Below are 15760 nucleotides of genomic sequence, written 5' to 3'. Positions count from 1 at the left end.
GAGGAGGATCCCGCATGACGACCGTGTCGCTGCCGGCCCCCGCCGGTGTACGACCGCGCCGAGCGGCAGGTCGGTGGGCCCGTCGCGGGCCGCTGCTGCCGGCGCTGCTGTTCACGATCGTGGTCACCCAGCTGCCCTTCCTGGCCACGCTGGTCATCTCGTTCACCGACTGGAACGCGCTCTACCCGGACCGGCGGGGCTTCGCCGCGTTCGGCAACTACACCGCGGTGCTGGGCGACCCGCAGCTGCGCTCGTCGATCCTGACCACCGTCGTCCTCACCGTCTCGGTGGTACTGGTCAGCCTGGTACTGGGGCTCGCGATCGCGCTGCTGCTGGACCGGAGGTTCCACGGCCGGGCGATCGTGCGCACCATGCTGATCGCACCGTTCCTGGTGGTACCGGTGGCCGCGGCGCTGCTGTGGAAGCACGCCCTCTACAACCCCGAGTACGGGCTGTTCAACGGGATCCTGACCGGCGTCTTCGGCCAGGGCGCCGCGCAGCCGGACTGGATCTCCGACGCGCCGATGTTCTCGGTGGTGTCCAGCCTGGTCTGGCAGTGGACCCCGTTCATGATGCTGATCCTGCTGGCCGGGCTGCAGTCCCGCTCGCCGGAGGTGCTGGAGGCGGCGCGGGTCGACGGCGCCGGCGCGTTCGCGGTGTTCCGGCACATCACGCTGCCGCACCTGCGGCAGTACCTGGAGCTCGGCGCGCTGCTGGGCTGCATCTACATCGTGCAGAACTTCGACGCGGTGTTCACCATCACCGCGGGCGGGCTGGGCACCGCGAACCTGCCGTACACCATCTACCAGACCTTCTACCAGGCACACGACTACGGACGCGCGTCGGCGGCCGGGGTGATCGTGGTGATCGGTTCGATGATCGTCGCCACCTTCGCGCTGCGGGTCGTGTCGTCGCTGTTGAAGCAGGAGGCGGACCGATGACGCAGACGCTTTCGGCCCCGGCCGGCACCACCGCGCCGCCGCCGGCCCGGCCCCGAAAGGTACGACGGGGTCGGGGTGGCGCGATCCTGGGCGTGGTGGCCTGGATCGTCGGGATCGCGTTCTTCTTCCCGGTGGCCTGGATGGTGTTCACCTCGCTGCACTCCGAGCAGGCCGCCGCCACCAACCCGCCGGACCTGACCGCGCCGCTGACCACCGACGGCTACCGCGAGTTCTTCGCCACCAACCCGTGGCCGTACCTGATCAACTCGGCCACCGCGTCCATCGTGTCCACCGCGCTGGTGGTGGTGCTCGCCCTCTTCGCCGGCTACGCCCTCGCGATCCGGCCGGTACGCAAGTGGTCCGACGTGCTGTTCTTCTTCCTGACCACGAAGATGCTGCCGGCCGTCGCCGGGCTGCTGCCGGTGTACCTGATCGCGCAGCACATCGGGCTGCTGGACAACATCTGGCTGATGGTCATCCTGTACACGGCGATGAACCTGCCGATCGCGGTGTGGATGATGCACTCGTTCCTGGCCGAGGTGCCGGTCGCGATCCTGGAGGCCGCCGCGCTGGACGGCGCCCGGCTGCCGACGGTGATGCGGCGGGTGATCCTGCCGATCGCCTCCCCCGGCATCGCCGCGACCGCGCTGATCTGCTTCATCTTCGCCTGGAACGAGATGTTGTTCGCCCGGGTGCTCACCGGGGTGGTGGCCGGTACCGCGCCGGTGTTCCTGACCAGCTTCGTCACCACCCAGGGGCTGTTCCTGGCGAAGGTGTGCGCGGCCGCCACCGCGATCTCGATCCCGGTCCTGGTCGCCGGGTTCGCCGCGCAGAACAAGCTGGTCCAGGGGTTGTCGCTGGGCGCGGTCAAGTGAGCGGACGTTACGGCGGGGCCGGCCGGCGGCTGTCGGCCTCCCGGGTGTCGGGGTGCGGGGCGGCGAGGGGTGCCCCGCACCGGGCCGGCGGCTCGCGCCGGCACACCGGTCAGCGCTGCCAGCGGGGTCGGGCCGCGTCCTGGTTGGCCAGGTAGCGGCGGTAGCCGGCCTCGTAGTACGGCACGGCGGCCGGGTCCGGGTCGATGATCCGGTCCGGCCGGGTCCACGCCGCCTGGTCGACCGGCTCGCCGAGCGCGGCGAGGCCGGCGAGCACCGCGCCGCGGGCGCCGACCTCGGGGCTGCGGGCCAGCTCCAGCGGCCGGCCCAGGACCGAGGCGAAGATCGAAAGCCACGGCAGCGACCTGGTCCCGCCGCCGCACACCACCAGCCGGCCGGACAGCCCGGCCGCCTCCAGGCACTGCCGCGCCGCGTACCCGAGCCCCTCGCACAGCGCGCGCACCAGCTGCGCGCCCGTGGTGGTCAGCTCGATGCCGGTGAACTGGCCGCGGGCGGCCGGATCGACGAACGGCGCCCGCTCCCCCGACGGTGCCAGGTAGGGCAGCACCTCCACCCCGCCGGCGCCGGGTGCGGTCTCCCGCAGCATGTCGTCGAGCTGGTCGTGCCGGCGGCCGAGCAGGGCGAGCAGCCAGTCCAGCGAGGCGGTACCGACCATCGCCGGCATCGCCCGCAGCCACCGCCCCGGGGTCCCGGTGGCCAGGTGCATCCCGGCCCGGGTACCCGATCTGTCCACAGTGGACACCAATACCTGGCAGGCCAGCGTGGTACCGAGGGTGAGCAGCCCGGCGCCGAACTCGGTGACGCCGCCACCGGCTGCGCAGGCGGGCAGGTCGTACGGTCCGCCGGTCACCGGCACGCCCGCCGGCAGCCCGGTCGCCGCCGCGGCACCGCCGGTCACCGTACCGGTCGGCAGCGGCGCCACGACCGGCGCGAGCAACCCGGCCCGGTGCGCCAGCCCGCAGGCGTCGAGCACATCGTCGTCGTACCCGCTGCCGGTCGCGTCGCCGAACGGCATCGAGGCGTCCGAGGCGTCCGTGGCGCGCACCCCGGTCAACCGGCCGAACACCATGTCCTTGCAGTACCCCGCGGTGGCGGCGCGGGCCAGCCGGTCCGGCTGGTGCTTGTCCAGCCAGGCCAGCAGCGGCGCCTGGGCGCCGGGAAACAGCGAGTTGCCGGTGCGCCGGTAGATCGCCTCGGTCACCCCGGCCCGGTCCCAGTCGGCCAGCACGTCCGCGGCCCGCGCGTCCAGCCAGGACAGCGCCGGGCCGACCGGCCGCGCGTCGTCGTCGGTCAACCAGCAGCCGTCGCCCTGCCCGGTCACCGCGACCAGCCGCGGCGCGTCGGCAGGCGTCGGGCAGACCTCCCGAGCCAGCTCGCCGGCCGCCGCGAACACCGCCGCGGCGTCCTGCTCCACCTGGCCGGGCGCCGGATGCCGCAGCGGCACGGTGCGCCCGGCGGTGCGCAGCACCGTGCCGTCCTCGTCGAACAACGCCAGCTTCGCCACCGACGTACCGATGTCGACGCCCAGAAAGCGCGCCGGGCCCGCACCGTCCACTGCTCACCCACTCGGTTTGACACATCACGTGGTACACGATTGTCCGGGACGCACGGCCGGCCACGCAATGCCGTCGCCCCGCCTGCAACCGCCCGCCGACGTGCCGGTACGCCGGTCAGCCGGTGAAGTCCGCGCGGTGTGCTTCCACCCAGTCCCGGTACGAGTGGGCCGGCCGCCCGGTCAGCGCGGCGACGGTGCCGAGCACCGGCTCGGGGTTGTCCAGCTGCGCGCCCTGGCCGGCGAGCACGCTGTCGGCGAAGTGCTCGGGCAGCCCGGCGGCGACCAGGTCGCGCCGCGCCTGTGCCCGGTCGATCTCGACGAACCGCAGCGGCCGGCCGAGCACCTCGCCGATCGTGGCGACCTGCTCGACCTGGCTCAGCGCCGCCGGACCGGTGAGCGGGTGCCGGGCCCCGTCGTGGCCGCCGGTGGTGAGCGCCTCGACCGCGACCGCGGCGATGTCCCGCTCGTCGATCAGCGGCCGGACCAGGCCCGGGTACGGGGCCCGTACTTCGTCGCCGCGGCGGATCTGCGCGGCCCAGCCGAGCGTGTTCACCGCGAAACCGGAGGGCCGCAGCAGCGTCCAGGCCGGCCCGGCCGACTCCACCAGCTGCTCCAGCCGGCCGTGCATGCCGACGATGCCGTCGCCGGTTGCCGCGCCGAGCGTGGACAGGTACACGATCCGCTCGGCCCGTTCGGCGATCGCGGCGACGGCGGCCTCGGCGCCGCCCGGGTGCCCGAACGGCCAGATCAGGAACACCGCGCCCACCCCGTCCAGCGCGGCGGTCAGGCTCGCCGGGTCGGCCAGGTCGCCGGCCACCGTCTCGACCGGCGCCGGCAGCGCCGCGGTCGCGGGGCTGCGGGTCATCGCCCGGACCGGGTGTCCGGCGGCCACCAACTGTTCGACCACCTGCCGACCGACGTGCCCGGTGGCGCCGGTGACCAGGATCTGTTCCATCGTCGTCCCCCTCTTCGTGCGAGTACGCCGACGACGGTAAAAGTTGAAGGGCAGTTGAAGTCAACCCCGTACCCCGGCTTGCACCATCCGCACCGCCCACGGCACGATCGGTACCACCAGGTCGAAGCTAAGGGGCGGTGCGGTGATCTCCACGGCGGGTGCGATCGTCGGGGTGCTGATTCTCGTCGGCGCGATCGGCCTGATCCTGTTCCGCGGCGAGAAGCAGGCGAAGATCCGCCGTCAGCTGTGGAAGCTGATCGGCATCTCGGTGCTGGTGCTGCTGATCATCGGCTACCTGCGGGCCCACGCGCCGAAGTGACCCGATCCGCCGGCGAGGACCCGCGTGCCGCGGAGACCAGCCCGGCGAACCGCACCACGAGCACCGCCTGGCCCAGCAGGTAGGTGAGCATCACCGCGAGATCGTGCGCCGGCAGCCGCAACCCGCCGGTGTTCAGCGCGATCATCGTGTCGGACACCGCGAACAGCAGCCCGCCGACGCCGATCACCGCGTCCAGGCAGGCCGCGCCGGACGCCATCGCGTACAGCACGATGCCGTAGATGCAGAGGGCGACCAGCAGCGGCACCGACACCCGGTCGTGCATCACGACCAGCAGCGCCAGCCAACCCAGCGCGTACAGCACCGGGACCCAGGCGCGGCGGCGCAGCCCGGCGAGCGCGCCGGAGCGCAGGAACGCCACCAGGTAGCACACGTGGGTCACCGCGAACAGCCCCATGCCCAGCGCGAAGAACGCCATGCCGGACACCAGCAGCGCGATGTCGCCGCCGCAGGCGAACGCGAGGCCGACCACCACCGGCAGCACCCGGCCCCGGGCGCCGACCCGGACCAGCAGGTACGCCGCGAGCAGCGGCATCAGCAACGGTTTGCTCGCCCGGTCGACGAGCGTCCACTGCTGCGCCACCGCGGTCAGCTCGACCACGCTTCCCACCACGTACGCCGCGAGCAGCACCCACGCCGCCGCCCCGGACCCACCCGACCGCGTCATGGCTCGCACCCTAACCACGCGACACCACCCGTACCGGTCGATCGGACGGGTCTGCTCAGCCCGGCGCGCCGAACCGGGCGAGCGGCTGCCAGACCCGCGGGTCGTACCTGCCGGTGGCGGCCGCGGCGGCGAGCACCGCGGGATCGAGCGCGCCGTCGACCCGCGAGCGCGGCGCCCGGCTCGACGATCTCGGCACCTCGGTAGTCGGGGTGCCGGCGCGGTTCCTCGACGCCGAGCCGGAAACCGGGATGCCACCCGACCGGGCAGGGCGGCGTCGCGGCCAACCGGACCAGCGCGGTGTCCCGGCAGCAGCGGTCGTCGAACAGCCGGCTCTGCCAGTCCCCGCGCGCACCACCCCGGTACGCGGTCAGCCCGCCGTTGCCGACCCCGGTGACGAACTGCGAGAGATACGGGCCAGCACGGTCGAGCCGCCGACGCGCCGGCCGCGGTGCAAGTGCACCGTCACCGCCACGCCGGCGGCCGGCGGCGGGCCGACCGGCCGCGCCGCCACCTGCCGCAACGCCCTGCGCGCGACGTCGAGCGCCACGTCCGGGATCACCTCAGGCGACGCCTTCGGGGCTCGCTCCGATGAACTGGACGGCCCCCGCGGTGATCTCGTCGATCCGCGCCAGCTCGTCCGCGGACAGGGTCAGCTCGGCGGCGGCCAGGCTGTCGGCGATGTTGCGGGGCCGGCGGGCACCCACGATCGCCACGTCCACCCCGGGCCGGGCGAGCGTCCAGGCGATCGACAGCTGCGCGACCGAGACGCCCTTGTCCGCGGCGAACCGCTTCAGCTCGTCGACGATCGCGAGGTTGCCCCGCAGCGCGTCGCCGTGGAACGCGGTGGCCTTGGACCGCCAGTCGGTGTCGTCGAAGCTCACCTCGGCCGTCCAGGTGCCGGTGAGCAGCCCGGAGGCGAGCGGGCTGTAGACCAGCACACCGATGTCGTGCGCCTGGCAGTACGGCAGGACCTCGGCCTCGATGCCGCGCTGGAACAGGTGGTACGGCGGTTGCAGCGTCTCGGCCGGCCGCACCGCGTCGAACGCCGCCAGCTGCGTCACGTCGTAGTTGGACACGCCGACGTGCCGGATCTTGCCCTCGTCGACCATCTCCTGCAACTCGCCGGCGGTCTCCTCGGCCGGCGTCGCGTCGTCCGGCCAGTGCACCTGGTACAGGTCGATGTACTCGACGCCCAGCGCGCGCAGGCTCGACTCGACGCCGGCGCGCAGGTACTCGCGGCTGGCGTTGCGGGGCCGCGGGCCGCCCGGGTCGATGCCGCCCTTGGTGGCGATGACAACGCTGTCGCGGTCGCCGGTCAGCTCCGGTCGCAGCCCGCGGGCGAGCAGCTCCTCCGAGGCGCCGAAGCCGTAACCCTGCGCGGTGTCGAAGAACGTCACGCCGAGCTCCCGGGCGCGCCGGATCGCCGCGACCGCGTCGTCGGCATCGAACGTGCCCCACTCCCCGCCGAGTTGCCAGGTGCCGAACGCGATCCGGGAAACCTCCAGCCCGGTCCGGCCCAGGGTCGTGTACCGCATGACGCTCCCTCCACGATCATCGATCTTTTCCGGAACTTTATCGGTACTTGTCGGCGACGGCGCGCGACTCGGTGGCGATCCGCTCGCGCAGCGACGCCGGCGCGAGCACCTCGATCCCGGCGCCGAGACCGAGCAGCGCGGTGGCCGCCCAGGCCAGGCCCTCGAACGGCACCTCCAGCCGGACCTGTTCGGTGGCGGCCACGTCGACCAGGTGTTGCCCGGCCACCGCGACCACCCGGCGCAGGCCCGGCAGTACCGCCGGGTCGGCGAGCAGCGTGACGGTGACCAGCTCGTGCCGGGACTCCAGCTGGCTGCGCGCGTCGGCCCAGTCGGTGGCGAGGTCGTACCCGACCGGGCGGTCGACCGGCTCGTCCAGCGGCTGCGCGGACAGCACCCGCGAGATCCGGTACGTGCGACGTGCGCCGTCCCGGCGGGCCACGAGGTACCAGTCGCCGGCGGCGAGCACCAGCCCGAGCGGATCGACGACGCGGTCGGCGACCTTGCCGCCGCGCGCCGCGTACCGCAGCCGCAGCCGGCGGTCCAGCCACACCGTCTCGGCGACCGCGGCCAGCGCGGGCGTCGGCTCGGCGCTGCCGTACCAGCGGACCGGGTCGAGGTGGAAGCGCTGCGCGGAGCGGTCGGCGTGCTCCCGGGCGTCGCCGGACAGCGCCGCCCACAGCTTGTGCTGCGCCGTGTCCAGCTGGTCTGCGAGCCCCAGCGCCTCGGCCGCACCGGACAGCCCGAGGAACGCGAGCGCCTGCGCCTCGGCCGCACCCAGCCCGGTCAGCCGGGTGCGGTAGCCGCCCGGCAGCGAGTAGCCGCCGGCCGGGCCGCGCACCGACCGGATCGGGATCCCGGCCGCGGTGAGGGCCTCCACGTCGCGCTGCACGGTGCGCTCGCTGACCGCGAGCCGCGCGGCCAGCTCCGGACCGGTGACCTGACCCCGGACCTGGAGGTGGAGCAGCAGCGACAGCAGTCGGGAGGCGCGCACGACCAACTTTCTCACGTACCCGACACGAACTGACGGGTACTGCCGGCATCATGGTCGGCATGACAACGAACACCCAGCTCAACGACACTTCGTCGGACGCCGTGGCCAACCTGATCATGGTCAACCTGGACTGCGCCGACCCCGCCCGACTCGCCGAGTTCTACCACGGCGTGCTCGGCTGGGAGATCACGTTCAACGAGGGCGACTACGCGATGATCTCGGACGGGCACAGCTCGATCGGTTTCGGCCGGGTGCCGGACTACCAGCCGCCGGCCTGGCCGGACACCACCGGCACCAAGCGCTTCCACCTGGACCTGTCCGTACCGGACGTGTCCGCCGCCGAGCGCGCCTGCGTGCAGCTCGGCGCGACGGTACCGGAGTTCCAGCCGGGCAGCACCTGGCAGGTGCTGCTGGACCCGGCCGGTCACCCGTTCTGCCTCTGCAAGGCGTCCTGACCGGGCGCACCGTCAGGTCGGGGGGTCAGGCCGCCGCCGGCTCCTCGACCTGTTCGGTGGCGTCGGCGCGAGTGCTCCAGCGTTGCGCGAGCCAGGCACACACCATGAGCTGGATCTGGTGGAACAGCATCAGCGGCAGCACGGCGAGGCCGACCGCGCCGGCCGGGAACAGCACGCCGGCCATCGGCAGGCCGGACGCGAGACTCTTCTTCGAACCGCAGAAGATGATGGTGATCCGGTCCGGCCAGCTGAACCCGAGCCGCTTCGAGCCGACCGCGGTGATCGCGAGCGCGAGCGCGAGCAGGACGCAGTCGACGACCAGCAGCACCCCCAGCCGGGGCAGCGACAGCCGGTGCCAGATCCCGGCGACGACGCCCTCGGAGAACGCGGTGTAGACCACCAGCAGGATCGAGCCGCGGTCGACCAGCTTGAGCACGGTGGCGTGGCGTTCCACGAAGCCACCGATCCAGCGGCGCAGCAGCTGCCCCGCGGCGAAGGGCACCAGCAGCTCCAGCACGATCTCGCTGATCGAGTGCAGCGACAGACCGGTACCGTGCCCGGACAGCAGCACCGCCACCAGCAGCGGCGTGATCACGATGCCGACCAGGTTGGAGAACGAGGCGGAGCAGATCGCTGCGGCCACGTTCCCCTTGGCGATCGAGGTGAACGCGATCGACGACTGCACCGTCGAGGGCAGGCAGCACAGGAACAGCACCCCGACGTACAGGTCGGGCGAGAGCACGGTGGGCACGAGCAGCCGGGCGGCGATGCCGAGCAACGGGAACAGCACGTACGTGGCGCAGAAGACGACCAGGTGCAGCCGCCAGTGCCGGGCGCCGGCGAGCGCGGTCTGCGGCGACAGGCGCGCCCCGTACAGGAAGAACAGCAGGCCGATGGCGATGTCGGTGGCGTAGCCGAACCCGGTGGCGCCGACCCCGCGGGCCGGCAGCAGCGCGGCCAGCCCGACCATCGCCAGGATGGCCAGGATGTACGGGTCGATGCGCAGTCGAGACAGCACGGGGATGCGGGCCATGGCCGCCTTTCGTCGTTGATCCGTCCTGATTCTCCGTCCCCGACGGGTCATTGTGAACTACGTTCACCGCTATTACTGTGATCGGCTAACGTGATGGCCATGTTCGACCCGACGCTGCTGCGCACGTTCCTCGCCGTGGTGCAGACCCGCAACTTCACCCAGGCGGCGCGGCGGCTCGGGCTGCGCCAGTCCACCGTCAGCCAGCAGATCCGGCGGCTGGAGGCGACCACCGGCCGGCAGCTGTTCAGCCGCGACACGCACACCGTGGCGCTCACCGGCGACGGCGAGGCGCTGGTGCCGCTGGCCGACTCGATCCTCGCCGCGCACGCCCGGGCGGACAGCTACTTCGCCGGCGCCCAGGTGCGCGGCCGGGTCCGGTTCGGCGCCTCGGAGGACTTCGTGCTGTCCCGGCTGCCGGAGATCCTGCGCAACTTCCGCGCCAGCCACCCGCTCGTCGACCTGGAGCTCACCGTCGGCCTGTCGGCGATCCTGTACGACGCGTTCGACCGGCGCGAGCTGGACCTGGTGTTCGCCAAGCGGCGCACCGGCCAGCACCGCGGCCAGACCGTGTGGCGCGAACGGCTCGCCTGGATCGGCGGCGAGACGAGCCGGCCGGAGCCGAGCACCCCGGTACCGCTGATCGTCTACCCGCCGCCGTCGATCACCCGGGACCGGGCCATCGAGGCACTGGAGCGGCACGACCGCTCCTGGCGCATCGTGTGTACCAGCGGGAGCCTGTCCGGGCTGCGCGCGGCGGCGATGGCCGGCCTCGGCGTCACCGCGCACGCGCACAGCCTGATCCCGCCCGGCCTGTCGGAGATCCGCGGCCGGCACCGGCTGCCGGACCTGGGCGAGGTGGAGTTCGTGCTGCTCGGCGCCGAGGACGAGGCGGCCGACAGCCCGGTCGCCGCGCTGTCCGCGGCGATCCTCGCCGCCGGTGACCGGCTGCACCGCCCGCTCTGAGCCCGGCCCGCGGCACGGGCGCCGCCGCGACCCGGCCCGCGGCATGGCGTTCGCGGGCCGGTCCGGTCCGTACGCCGCTCCGCCGGATCGGGCGAGTCGCCTGGTCCGCGGCCTTTCCGGCCGACTGCGCGATACGTTCCGCGCCGACGCCCCGGGCGCCGTGAATCGTTGCCGAGTGTGACGGTCATTGCTTCCTGCGCTGCCGGCCTGTTCACCCGATCGGCCCGGGCGGATCATGAACGGGTGACGATCGGAGTCATTCCGCGCGTCGGTCAGACCGTCTACCTCGGTGCCGAGGCCTCGCCCCAGTTCCGAGCCAGACCAATCCAGCTGCTGATCACCTCACCACCGCAGCCGTCGACGATCGACGCCGCCGAGCACCGCGCCGCAGCCGAGGCGCGGTGGTTGCTGCTGACCGGGTGGGAGCTGGACCCGCGCGGCCAGCGGGTGCTGCACCGCACCGTCTCCGCCCGTGCCGCAGGCATCAGCATCCTTCCCGACCGCACCTAGGCTTTCGCCCCTGCGACCGGTCGTCGTTACACGGCCGACGAGACGTCACACCGCACCGCTCGTGCTACTCGCGCCCCAGCTCGTCGGCGTCCTCGGCGAGCAGCCGGGACGCCCGCGCCCCCGAGTCCGGCGGTGCCGCGCCGTCGGTCCGGGCCAGCTCGTGTGCCAGCTCCTCCAGCTCGGCGCCGCCGGCCATCAGCCGGGTCAGCTCCGCCTGGTCGATCTCGTCCTTGCCGAAGTCGCCCATGCTGCGGCCCCGGTTGAGCAGCAGGAACCGGTCGCCGATCGGGTACGCGTGGTGCGGGTTGTGGGTGATGAACACGACCGCGAGGCCGCGGTCGCGGGCCGCGGCGATGTAGCGCAGCACCACACCGGCCTGTTTGACGCCGAGCGCCGAGGTCGGCTCGTCCAGGATCAGCACCCGGGCACCGAAGTACACCGCGCGGGCGATCGCCACCGCCTGCCGCTCACCCCCGGACAGGGTGCCGACCGGCTGGTCGGTGTCACGCACGTCGATGCCCATCGCGGCCAGCTGCTCGCGGGTGATCCGCCGCGCCGCCGCCACGTCGAACAGGCTGACCGGGCCGAACCGCCGGCGCGGCTCGGCGCCGAGGAAGAAGTTGCGCCACACCGACATCAGCGGGACCACGGCGAGGTCCTGGTACACCGTGGCGATGCCGGCGTCCAGCGCCTCCCGCGGGCTGCCGAACTCGACCCGCGTGCCATCCAGCCAGATCCCGCCGCGGTCCGGCCGGTGCACCCCGGCGAGCATCTTGATGAAGGTCGACTTGCCGGCACCGTTGTCACCCAGCACGCAGGTGACCTCGCCGGCGCGGGCGCTCGTCGACACCTCCGACAGCGCGATCACGCTGCCGAAGTACTTGCTCACCGACTCCACCGCGAGCAGCGGCGCACCGCCGCCGGACACCCCTGGCGTCGCCTGCACGGGCACCTCCGGTACGTCGCTTCGCTCCGGGCCACCGTCGTGATCGGACATGTCAGCCTCGCCGCCGTTCCGCGTACCGCCGGACCAGCCGGTTGGCGAACACCGCGAGCAGCAGCATCGCGCCGAGGAACAGCTTGTACCAGTCGGCGTCCCAGCCGGCGTAGACGATGCCGACCGAGGTCATCCCGAAGATCAGCGCGCCGAAGGTGGCGCCGATGGCCGAGCCGAACCCGCCGGTCAGCAGGCAGCCGCCGATCACCGCCGCGACGATGAACGTCAGCTCGTCGCCGACGCCGGCGTCCGCCTGGGCCGAGGTGTTGCGCAGCGCGGTGATGGTGCCGACCAGCCAGGCCGCGGTCGCGGTGGTCAGGAACAGCAGCACCTTGGTCCGGGCCGCCGGTACGCCGACGTTGCGGGCGGCGACCTGGTCGCCGCCGACCGCGAAGACCCAGTTGCCGAACCGGGTGCGCAGCAGCACCACGGTGGCCAGCGCGGTGAGCACCAGCCACCACACGATCGACACCTTGAAGTACGTGCCGCCCAGCACCACCGAGGACGAGAACACCAGGTGCGCCGAGGAGAACCCGTGCCGGCCGACCAGCCCGCCGACCAGCACGTTGCCGGTCAGCACCTTCGTCACGCCGAGGTTCAACCCCTGCAGCACCAGGTAGCTGCCGAGGGTCACGATGAAGCTCGGCAGCCCGGTGCGCACCACCAGCAGGCCGTTGAACAGCCCCACGACCAGCGCGAGTACCAGCGAGATCGCCACCGCGAGCCACACGTTCAGGCCGAACCGGGTGGCGATGATCGTCACCGCGAGACCGGTGGTACCGGTCAGCACGCCGGCGGACAGGTCGAACTCGCCGCCGATCATCAGCAGCGCCACCGCGACCGCCATGATGCCCAGCGTCGACGCCGGATCCAGCCAGTTCGCGATGCCGGCGGGCGACCGGAAGGTCGGCGACAGTACGGCGAAGAACACGAAGACCACGACCGCGCCGATCAGCGCACCCAGCTCGGGCCGGACCAGCAACCGGCGCAGCACCGAGCTGCTCGCCAACCGCTCGTCCGCGACCCCCTCGGCGGTACTCATGCCGCCCCCGCTGCGGCGACCACCCCGGCGGTACCCGTACCGCCTGCCTCGACGGAGTTCATCGCGTGCCCTCCTTGGCCAGCTGTGCGACCTTCGCGGCGTTGTCCTTGGTGACGAAGCCCGGCCCGGTCAGGACCGGCTTGCCGCCGCCGAGCGTGTTGTCGTTGTCGTGGTACAGCTTGATCAACTGCACCGGCAGGTAGCCCTGCAGGTACGGCTGCTGGTCGACGGCGAACAGCACCCGGCCCTGCTCGATCGCCGAGGTCACGTCGCCGGACAGGTCGAACGTCGCGATCTTCGCCTTCGACCCGGTGCCCGACTCGGCCGCCACCGCCGCCATCGCCACCGCCGGGTTCAACGCGAGCACCCCGTCGACGGAGTGGTCGGCGGTCAGCTTCGCCTTGATCGTCGCCTGGACCTGGGCCAGGTTGTTGATGTTGACCTGCAGGGTGTCGAGCTTGCCGTGCAAGCCCTTCGCCGCGCCCTGGCAGCGCTGGGTCAGGCCGATGTTGCCGGCCTCGTGGACCACGCACAGCACGTGGTGCGCGCCGGAGGACGCCAGCCGCGCCCCGGCCGCCTCCCCCGCGACCGACTCGTCCTGCCCGACGTGCGTGATGGCGCCGAACGCGGCGGACTGCGCCTCGCCGGAGTTGATCGTGATGACCGGGATGCCCTGGCCGACCGCCCGCTGGATCGACGCCTTCAGCGCGTCCGGGTTGGCCATCGAGACCACCAGCCCGTCGACGTGCTGGTTGACCGCCGCGTCGATGTACTGCGCCTGCGTCTGCGGCACCCCCGAACCCTGGTAGCCGACCCGCACGTGCAGGTCCTTGCCGGCCTGCACGGCGCCGTTCTTCACCACCGCCCAGAACGGATCGCCCGGCGCGCCGTGGGTGACCACCGCCACCCGCAGGGTGTGGTTGCCGCCCCGCGCGGCCGGCGCGGCGGTCGGGGCCGCGGTCGTCCCGGCGTCCACCCGGTTGGAGCAGCCCGCCACCGCGGTCAGCGCCAGGGCGAGCAGCACCACGCCGGCGAACCGGCGCCTCGCGTGCAGCATCCGACCTCCCTCACCAGGGCTCGTCGCCGGCCGCCGGTGCGGCGGCCGACCGTGTCGCCGTCAGCATGCCCGGTTGACGGCCATTGGTCCAGAACATCGCTCCTGCGCGCGGCCGTCCGATCCGACCCGCCGCCACCGTGTCCGGCGCCACCCGGCCGGGCCGGTCCCCGCCGCAACCGAGCCCGGATTCCGGTACCGGCCAACGGATTCCGCCGGCGCCTCGGGCAGACGTACGACCCTGTCGGGGCGAGGCGATCCAGATCACGGCGGCTGGAATATCCGCGCCCGCGGATGCGTCCCTAGACTTGACCATGCACGCTCCGACGAGCCGTGCCGCACACCCTCATCCCGCCTTTCCGCACGGTCCTTCCGCGACCGGCGCAAGGTGCTGCCCACCACCCCTGCCACCCCGCAAAGGTTCGCCATGCCACAGACCCTTGAGCGCTTCGACGTCCGGCAGCTGCGTCGTGCCCGCACCGTGTGGGAGCGGATGCGCGAGCGCGCCATCGCCGGTACCCCGGCCACGCCGGAGGAGCCGGACGAGGCGGCGAACGCGGAGACCTACCGCGCGATGGATCTGGCGCTGCGGGTGGGCGAGCTGCTGCTCGCCTCCGGTGAGGCGACCGAGAACGTCAGCGAGGCGATGCGCAGCCTGTCCGTCGCGTACGGGCTGCCCCGCAGCGAGGCCGCGGTCACGTTCACCGCGATCTCGCTGTCCTGCGTGCCGACCGACGGCGCGCCGCCGGTCACCGGCGAGCGCACCGTGCGCCGCCGGCTGCCCGACTACGACCGGCTCGCCGCCACCCACCGGCTGGTGCAGGACGCGGCGATCGGCCTGGTCGACCTGGACGCCGCGTTCGACCGGCTGCGTGAGATCAAGCGGGCCCGCCCGCCGTACCCGGCGCTGCTGATCACGCTGTCGCTGCCGCTGATCTCCGCCTCCGCGTCGGTACTGGCCGGCGGTGGCGTGCTGGTCGCCGTGGTGGCGTTCCTCGCCACCCTGCTCGCCGACCGCACCGGGGCCTACCTGGCCCGCCGCGGCATCGCCGAGTTCTTCCAGCTGGCCGTCGGCGCGGCCATCGGGTCGCTGCTCGCGGTGCTGGTGATCGCGGCCGGGCTGCCGGTGGTGGCCAGTGCCGTGGTGACCGGTTCGATCATGGCGTTGCTGCCCGGGCGACCGCTGGTGGCCGCCGTCCAGGACGGCATCTCCGGTGCGTACGTGTCGTCCGCGGCGCGGCTGCTGGAGGTGTTCTTCATCGTCGCGGCGCTGGTCAGCGGCGTCGGTCTCACCGTGTACGGCGCGGTCCACCTGGGCCTGCCGCTGCGGGTGGAGGACCTGCCGACCTCGCTCGCCTCGTTCGGCCCGGTGCAGGTGCTCGCCGCGGTGGCGATCTCGGTCGCGTTCGCGATCTCGCTCGCCGCGCCGCTCAAGGCGCTGCCGACGGCGGCGATCGGCGGCGGCGCGATCTGGATCGTCTACTCCGCCCTGCGCGAGATCGACGTGATGCCGATCCTCGCCGCCGGCGTCGCGGCCGCCCTGGTCGGCTTCGCCGCGCACCTGATGGCGGGTCGGCACCGCGCCCCGGCCATGGCGTACACGGTGCCGCTGATCGCGCCGCTGCTGCCCGGCACCCCGCTGTACCGGGGGCTGCTGCAGATCAGCCACAACGCCCTGAACACCGGCCTGGTCAGCCTGTTCACCGCGCTGGCGACCGCGTTCGCGCTGGCCGCCGGGATCGCGCTGGGCGGCGAGGTGGTGCGGGCCCGCAGCCGCGGCGGCATGGTGGGCACCAGCCCGCGCCGCCGCCCGGCGGCGCGCCGCACCCGCG

Annotated in this window: 18 protein-coding genes; 7 read left to right on the top strand and 11 right to left on the bottom strand. The window is 73.1% G+C overall.

The annotated features are described in order from the left end of the window. The first annotated feature begins 14 nt into the window (after nucleotides 1-14). Nucleotides 15-941 (top strand): carbohydrate ABC transporter permease, encoded by a 927-nt coding sequence (locus NUM_RS05670; RefSeq protein WP_207123496.1) that lies wholly within the window; start codon nucleotides 15-17, stop codon nucleotides 939-941. Beyond that, the gene (locus tag NUM_RS05665; protein ID WP_207123495.1) at nucleotides 938-1816 is read left to right on the top strand and encodes a carbohydrate ABC transporter permease; all 879 of its coding nucleotides are present in this window, start codon (nucleotides 938-940) and stop codon (nucleotides 1814-1816) included. Before NUM_RS05670 ends, NUM_RS05665 begins: the two co-directional genes overlap by 4 nt. A 109-nt stretch (nucleotides 1817-1925) precedes the next feature. On the opposite strand, the gene NUM_RS05660 is transcribed toward NUM_RS05665, so the two are convergent. Together NUM_RS05660 and NUM_RS05655 are read right to left on the bottom strand one after the other, a co-directional pair. Beyond that, nucleotides 1926-3389 (bottom strand): FGGY-family carbohydrate kinase, encoded by a 1464-nt coding sequence (locus NUM_RS05660; protein ID WP_225918354.1) that lies wholly within the window; start codon nucleotides 3387-3389, stop codon nucleotides 1926-1928. Nucleotides 3390-3504: 115 nt separating this feature from the next. Then, nucleotides 3505-4344 carry an NAD(P)H-binding protein gene (locus NUM_RS05655; RefSeq protein ID WP_207123494.1) on the bottom strand — a complete coding sequence of 280 codons (840 nt, stop codon included), beginning with the start codon at nucleotides 4342-4344 and terminating at the stop codon, nucleotides 3505-3507. A gap of 142 nt (nucleotides 4345-4486) precedes the next feature. Here NUM_RS05655 and NUM_RS05650 point away from each other — a divergent pair, with 142 nt between their 5' ends. After that, nucleotides 4487-4663: a hypothetical protein gene (locus NUM_RS05650; protein WP_207123493.1), complete on the top strand. Its 177-nt coding sequence runs from the start codon at nucleotides 4487-4489 to the stop codon at nucleotides 4661-4663. Here NUM_RS05650 and NUM_RS05645 read toward each other — a convergent pair. Genes NUM_RS05645 through NUM_RS05625 form a run of 5 tightly spaced genes read right to left on the bottom strand, consistent with a single transcriptional unit; the run spans nucleotide 4629 to nucleotide 7889 of the window. After that, complete coding sequence (locus tag NUM_RS05645; protein WP_207123492.1) at nucleotides 4629-5348, bottom strand: lysoplasmalogenase; 720 nt, start codon at nucleotides 5346-5348, stop codon at nucleotides 4629-4631. The two genes, NUM_RS05650 and NUM_RS05645, sit on opposite strands and share 35 nt — an antisense overlap. Continuing rightward, nucleotides 5345-5719 carry a hypothetical protein gene (locus NUM_RS05640; protein ID WP_225918356.1) on the bottom strand — a complete coding sequence of 125 codons (375 nt, stop codon included), beginning with the start codon at nucleotides 5717-5719 and terminating at the stop codon, nucleotides 5345-5347. Before NUM_RS05640 ends, NUM_RS05645 begins: the two co-directional genes overlap by 4 nt. Continuing rightward, a complete protein-coding gene (locus NUM_RS05635; RefSeq protein ID WP_207123491.1) occupies nucleotides 5716-5895 on the bottom strand; it encodes a hypothetical protein in 180 nt (59 codons plus the stop codon). The genes NUM_RS05640 and NUM_RS05635 overlap by 4 nt, the downstream gene beginning before the upstream one ends. 13 nt (nucleotides 5896-5908) lie before the next feature. Then, the gene (locus NUM_RS05630) at nucleotides 5909-6883 is read right to left on the bottom strand and encodes an aldo/keto reductase (protein WP_207123490.1); all 975 of its coding nucleotides are present in this window, start codon (nucleotides 6881-6883) and stop codon (nucleotides 5909-5911) included. A gap of 37 nt (nucleotides 6884-6920) precedes the next feature. Further along, nucleotides 6921-7889, bottom strand: coding sequence for a helix-turn-helix transcriptional regulator (locus NUM_RS05625; RefSeq protein ID WP_207123489.1), 969 nt, complete (start codon nucleotides 7887-7889; stop codon nucleotides 6921-6923). Between the two features lie 44 nt (nucleotides 7890-7933). Here NUM_RS05625 and NUM_RS05620 point away from each other — a divergent pair, with 44 nt between their 5' ends. After that, a complete protein-coding gene (locus tag NUM_RS05620; protein ID WP_225918353.1) occupies nucleotides 7934-8329 on the top strand; it encodes a VOC family protein in 396 nt (131 codons plus the stop codon). Between the two features lie 25 nt (nucleotides 8330-8354). Here NUM_RS05620 and NUM_RS05615 read toward each other — a convergent pair whose 3' ends face one another. Then, a complete protein-coding gene (locus tag NUM_RS05615; protein WP_207123488.1) occupies nucleotides 8355-9362 on the bottom strand; it encodes a bile acid:sodium symporter family protein in 1008 nt (335 codons plus the stop codon). Nucleotides 9363-9461: 99 nt separating this feature from the next. On the opposite strand from NUM_RS05615, the gene NUM_RS05610 reads away from it, so the two are divergent. Next, a complete protein-coding gene (locus tag NUM_RS05610) occupies nucleotides 9462-10325 on the top strand; it encodes a LysR substrate-binding domain-containing protein (RefSeq protein WP_207123487.1) in 864 nt (287 codons plus the stop codon). 243 nt (nucleotides 10326-10568) lie between these two features. Beyond that, nucleotides 10569-10835, top strand: coding sequence for a hypothetical protein (locus NUM_RS05605; protein ID WP_207123486.1), 267 nt, complete (start codon nucleotides 10569-10571; stop codon nucleotides 10833-10835). 64 nt (nucleotides 10836-10899) lie between these two features. On the opposite strand, the gene NUM_RS05600 is transcribed toward NUM_RS05605, so the two are convergent. Genes NUM_RS05600 through NUM_RS05590 form a run of 3 tightly spaced genes read right to left on the bottom strand, consistent with a single transcriptional unit; the run spans nucleotide 10900 to nucleotide 13931 of the window. Further along, complete coding sequence (locus NUM_RS05600) at nucleotides 10900-11832, bottom strand: ATP-binding cassette domain-containing protein (RefSeq protein ID WP_207123485.1); 933 nt, start codon at nucleotides 11830-11832, stop codon at nucleotides 10900-10902. A 1-nt stretch (nucleotide 11833) separates the two neighbouring features. Next, nucleotides 11834-12874: an ABC transporter permease gene (locus NUM_RS05595; RefSeq protein WP_207123484.1), complete on the bottom strand. Its 1041-nt coding sequence runs from the start codon at nucleotides 12872-12874 to the stop codon at nucleotides 11834-11836. Nucleotides 12875-12932: 58 nt separating this feature from the next. Next, nucleotides 12933-13931: a sugar ABC transporter substrate-binding protein gene (locus NUM_RS05590; protein ID WP_207123483.1), complete on the bottom strand. Its 999-nt coding sequence runs from the start codon at nucleotides 13929-13931 to the stop codon at nucleotides 12933-12935. Nucleotides 13932-14355: 424 nt separating this feature from the next. Here NUM_RS05590 and NUM_RS05585 point away from each other — a divergent pair. Then, on the top strand, nucleotides 14356-15760 hold a 1405-nt coding region (locus NUM_RS05585), incomplete at its 3' end, for a threonine/serine exporter family protein (RefSeq protein ID WP_207123482.1).

Origin of the sequence: Actinocatenispora comari, assembly GCF_017312725.1 — a bacterium.
Classification (GTDB): Bacteria; Actinomycetota; Actinomycetes; order Mycobacteriales; family Micromonosporaceae; genus Actinocatenispora; species Actinocatenispora comari.
This window is presented reverse-complemented; position numbering and strand designations above follow the sequence as displayed.

Coding starts and splice junctions, on each gene's coding strand:
- NUM_RS05670 (WP_207123496.1), top strand. CDS start 15: ATGACGACCGTGTCGCTGCCGGCCCCCGCCGGTGTACGACCGCGCCGA.
- NUM_RS05665 (WP_207123495.1), top strand. CDS start 938: ATGACGCAGACGCTTTCGGCCCCGGCCGGCACCACCGCGCCGCCGCCG.
- NUM_RS05655 (WP_207123494.1), bottom strand. CDS start 4,344: ATGGAACAGATCCTGGTCACCGGCGCCACCGGGCACGTCGGTCGGCAG.
- NUM_RS05645 (WP_207123492.1), bottom strand. CDS start 5,348: ATGACGCGGTCGGGTGGGTCCGGGGCGGCGGCGTGGGTGCTGCTCGCG.
- NUM_RS05630 (WP_207123490.1), bottom strand. CDS start 6,883: ATGCGGTACACGACCCTGGGCCGGACCGGGCTGGAGGTTTCCCGGATC.
- NUM_RS05620 (WP_225918353.1), top strand. CDS start 7,934: ATGACAACGAACACCCAGCTCAACGACACTTCGTCGGACGCCGTGGCC.
- NUM_RS05615 (WP_207123488.1), bottom strand. CDS start 9,362: ATGGCCCGCATCCCCGTGCTGTCTCGACTGCGCATCGACCCGTACATC.
- NUM_RS05610 (WP_207123487.1), top strand. CDS start 9,462: ATGTTCGACCCGACGCTGCTGCGCACGTTCCTCGCCGTGGTGCAGACC.
- NUM_RS05600 (WP_207123485.1), bottom strand. CDS start 11,832: ATGTCCGATCACGACGGTGGCCCGGAGCGAAGCGACGTACCGGAGGTG.
- NUM_RS05595 (WP_207123484.1), bottom strand. CDS start 12,874: ATGAGTACCGCCGAGGGGGTCGCGGACGAGCGGTTGGCGAGCAGCTCG.
- NUM_RS05590 (WP_207123483.1), bottom strand. CDS start 13,931: ATGCTGCACGCGAGGCGCCGGTTCGCCGGCGTGGTGCTGCTCGCCCTG.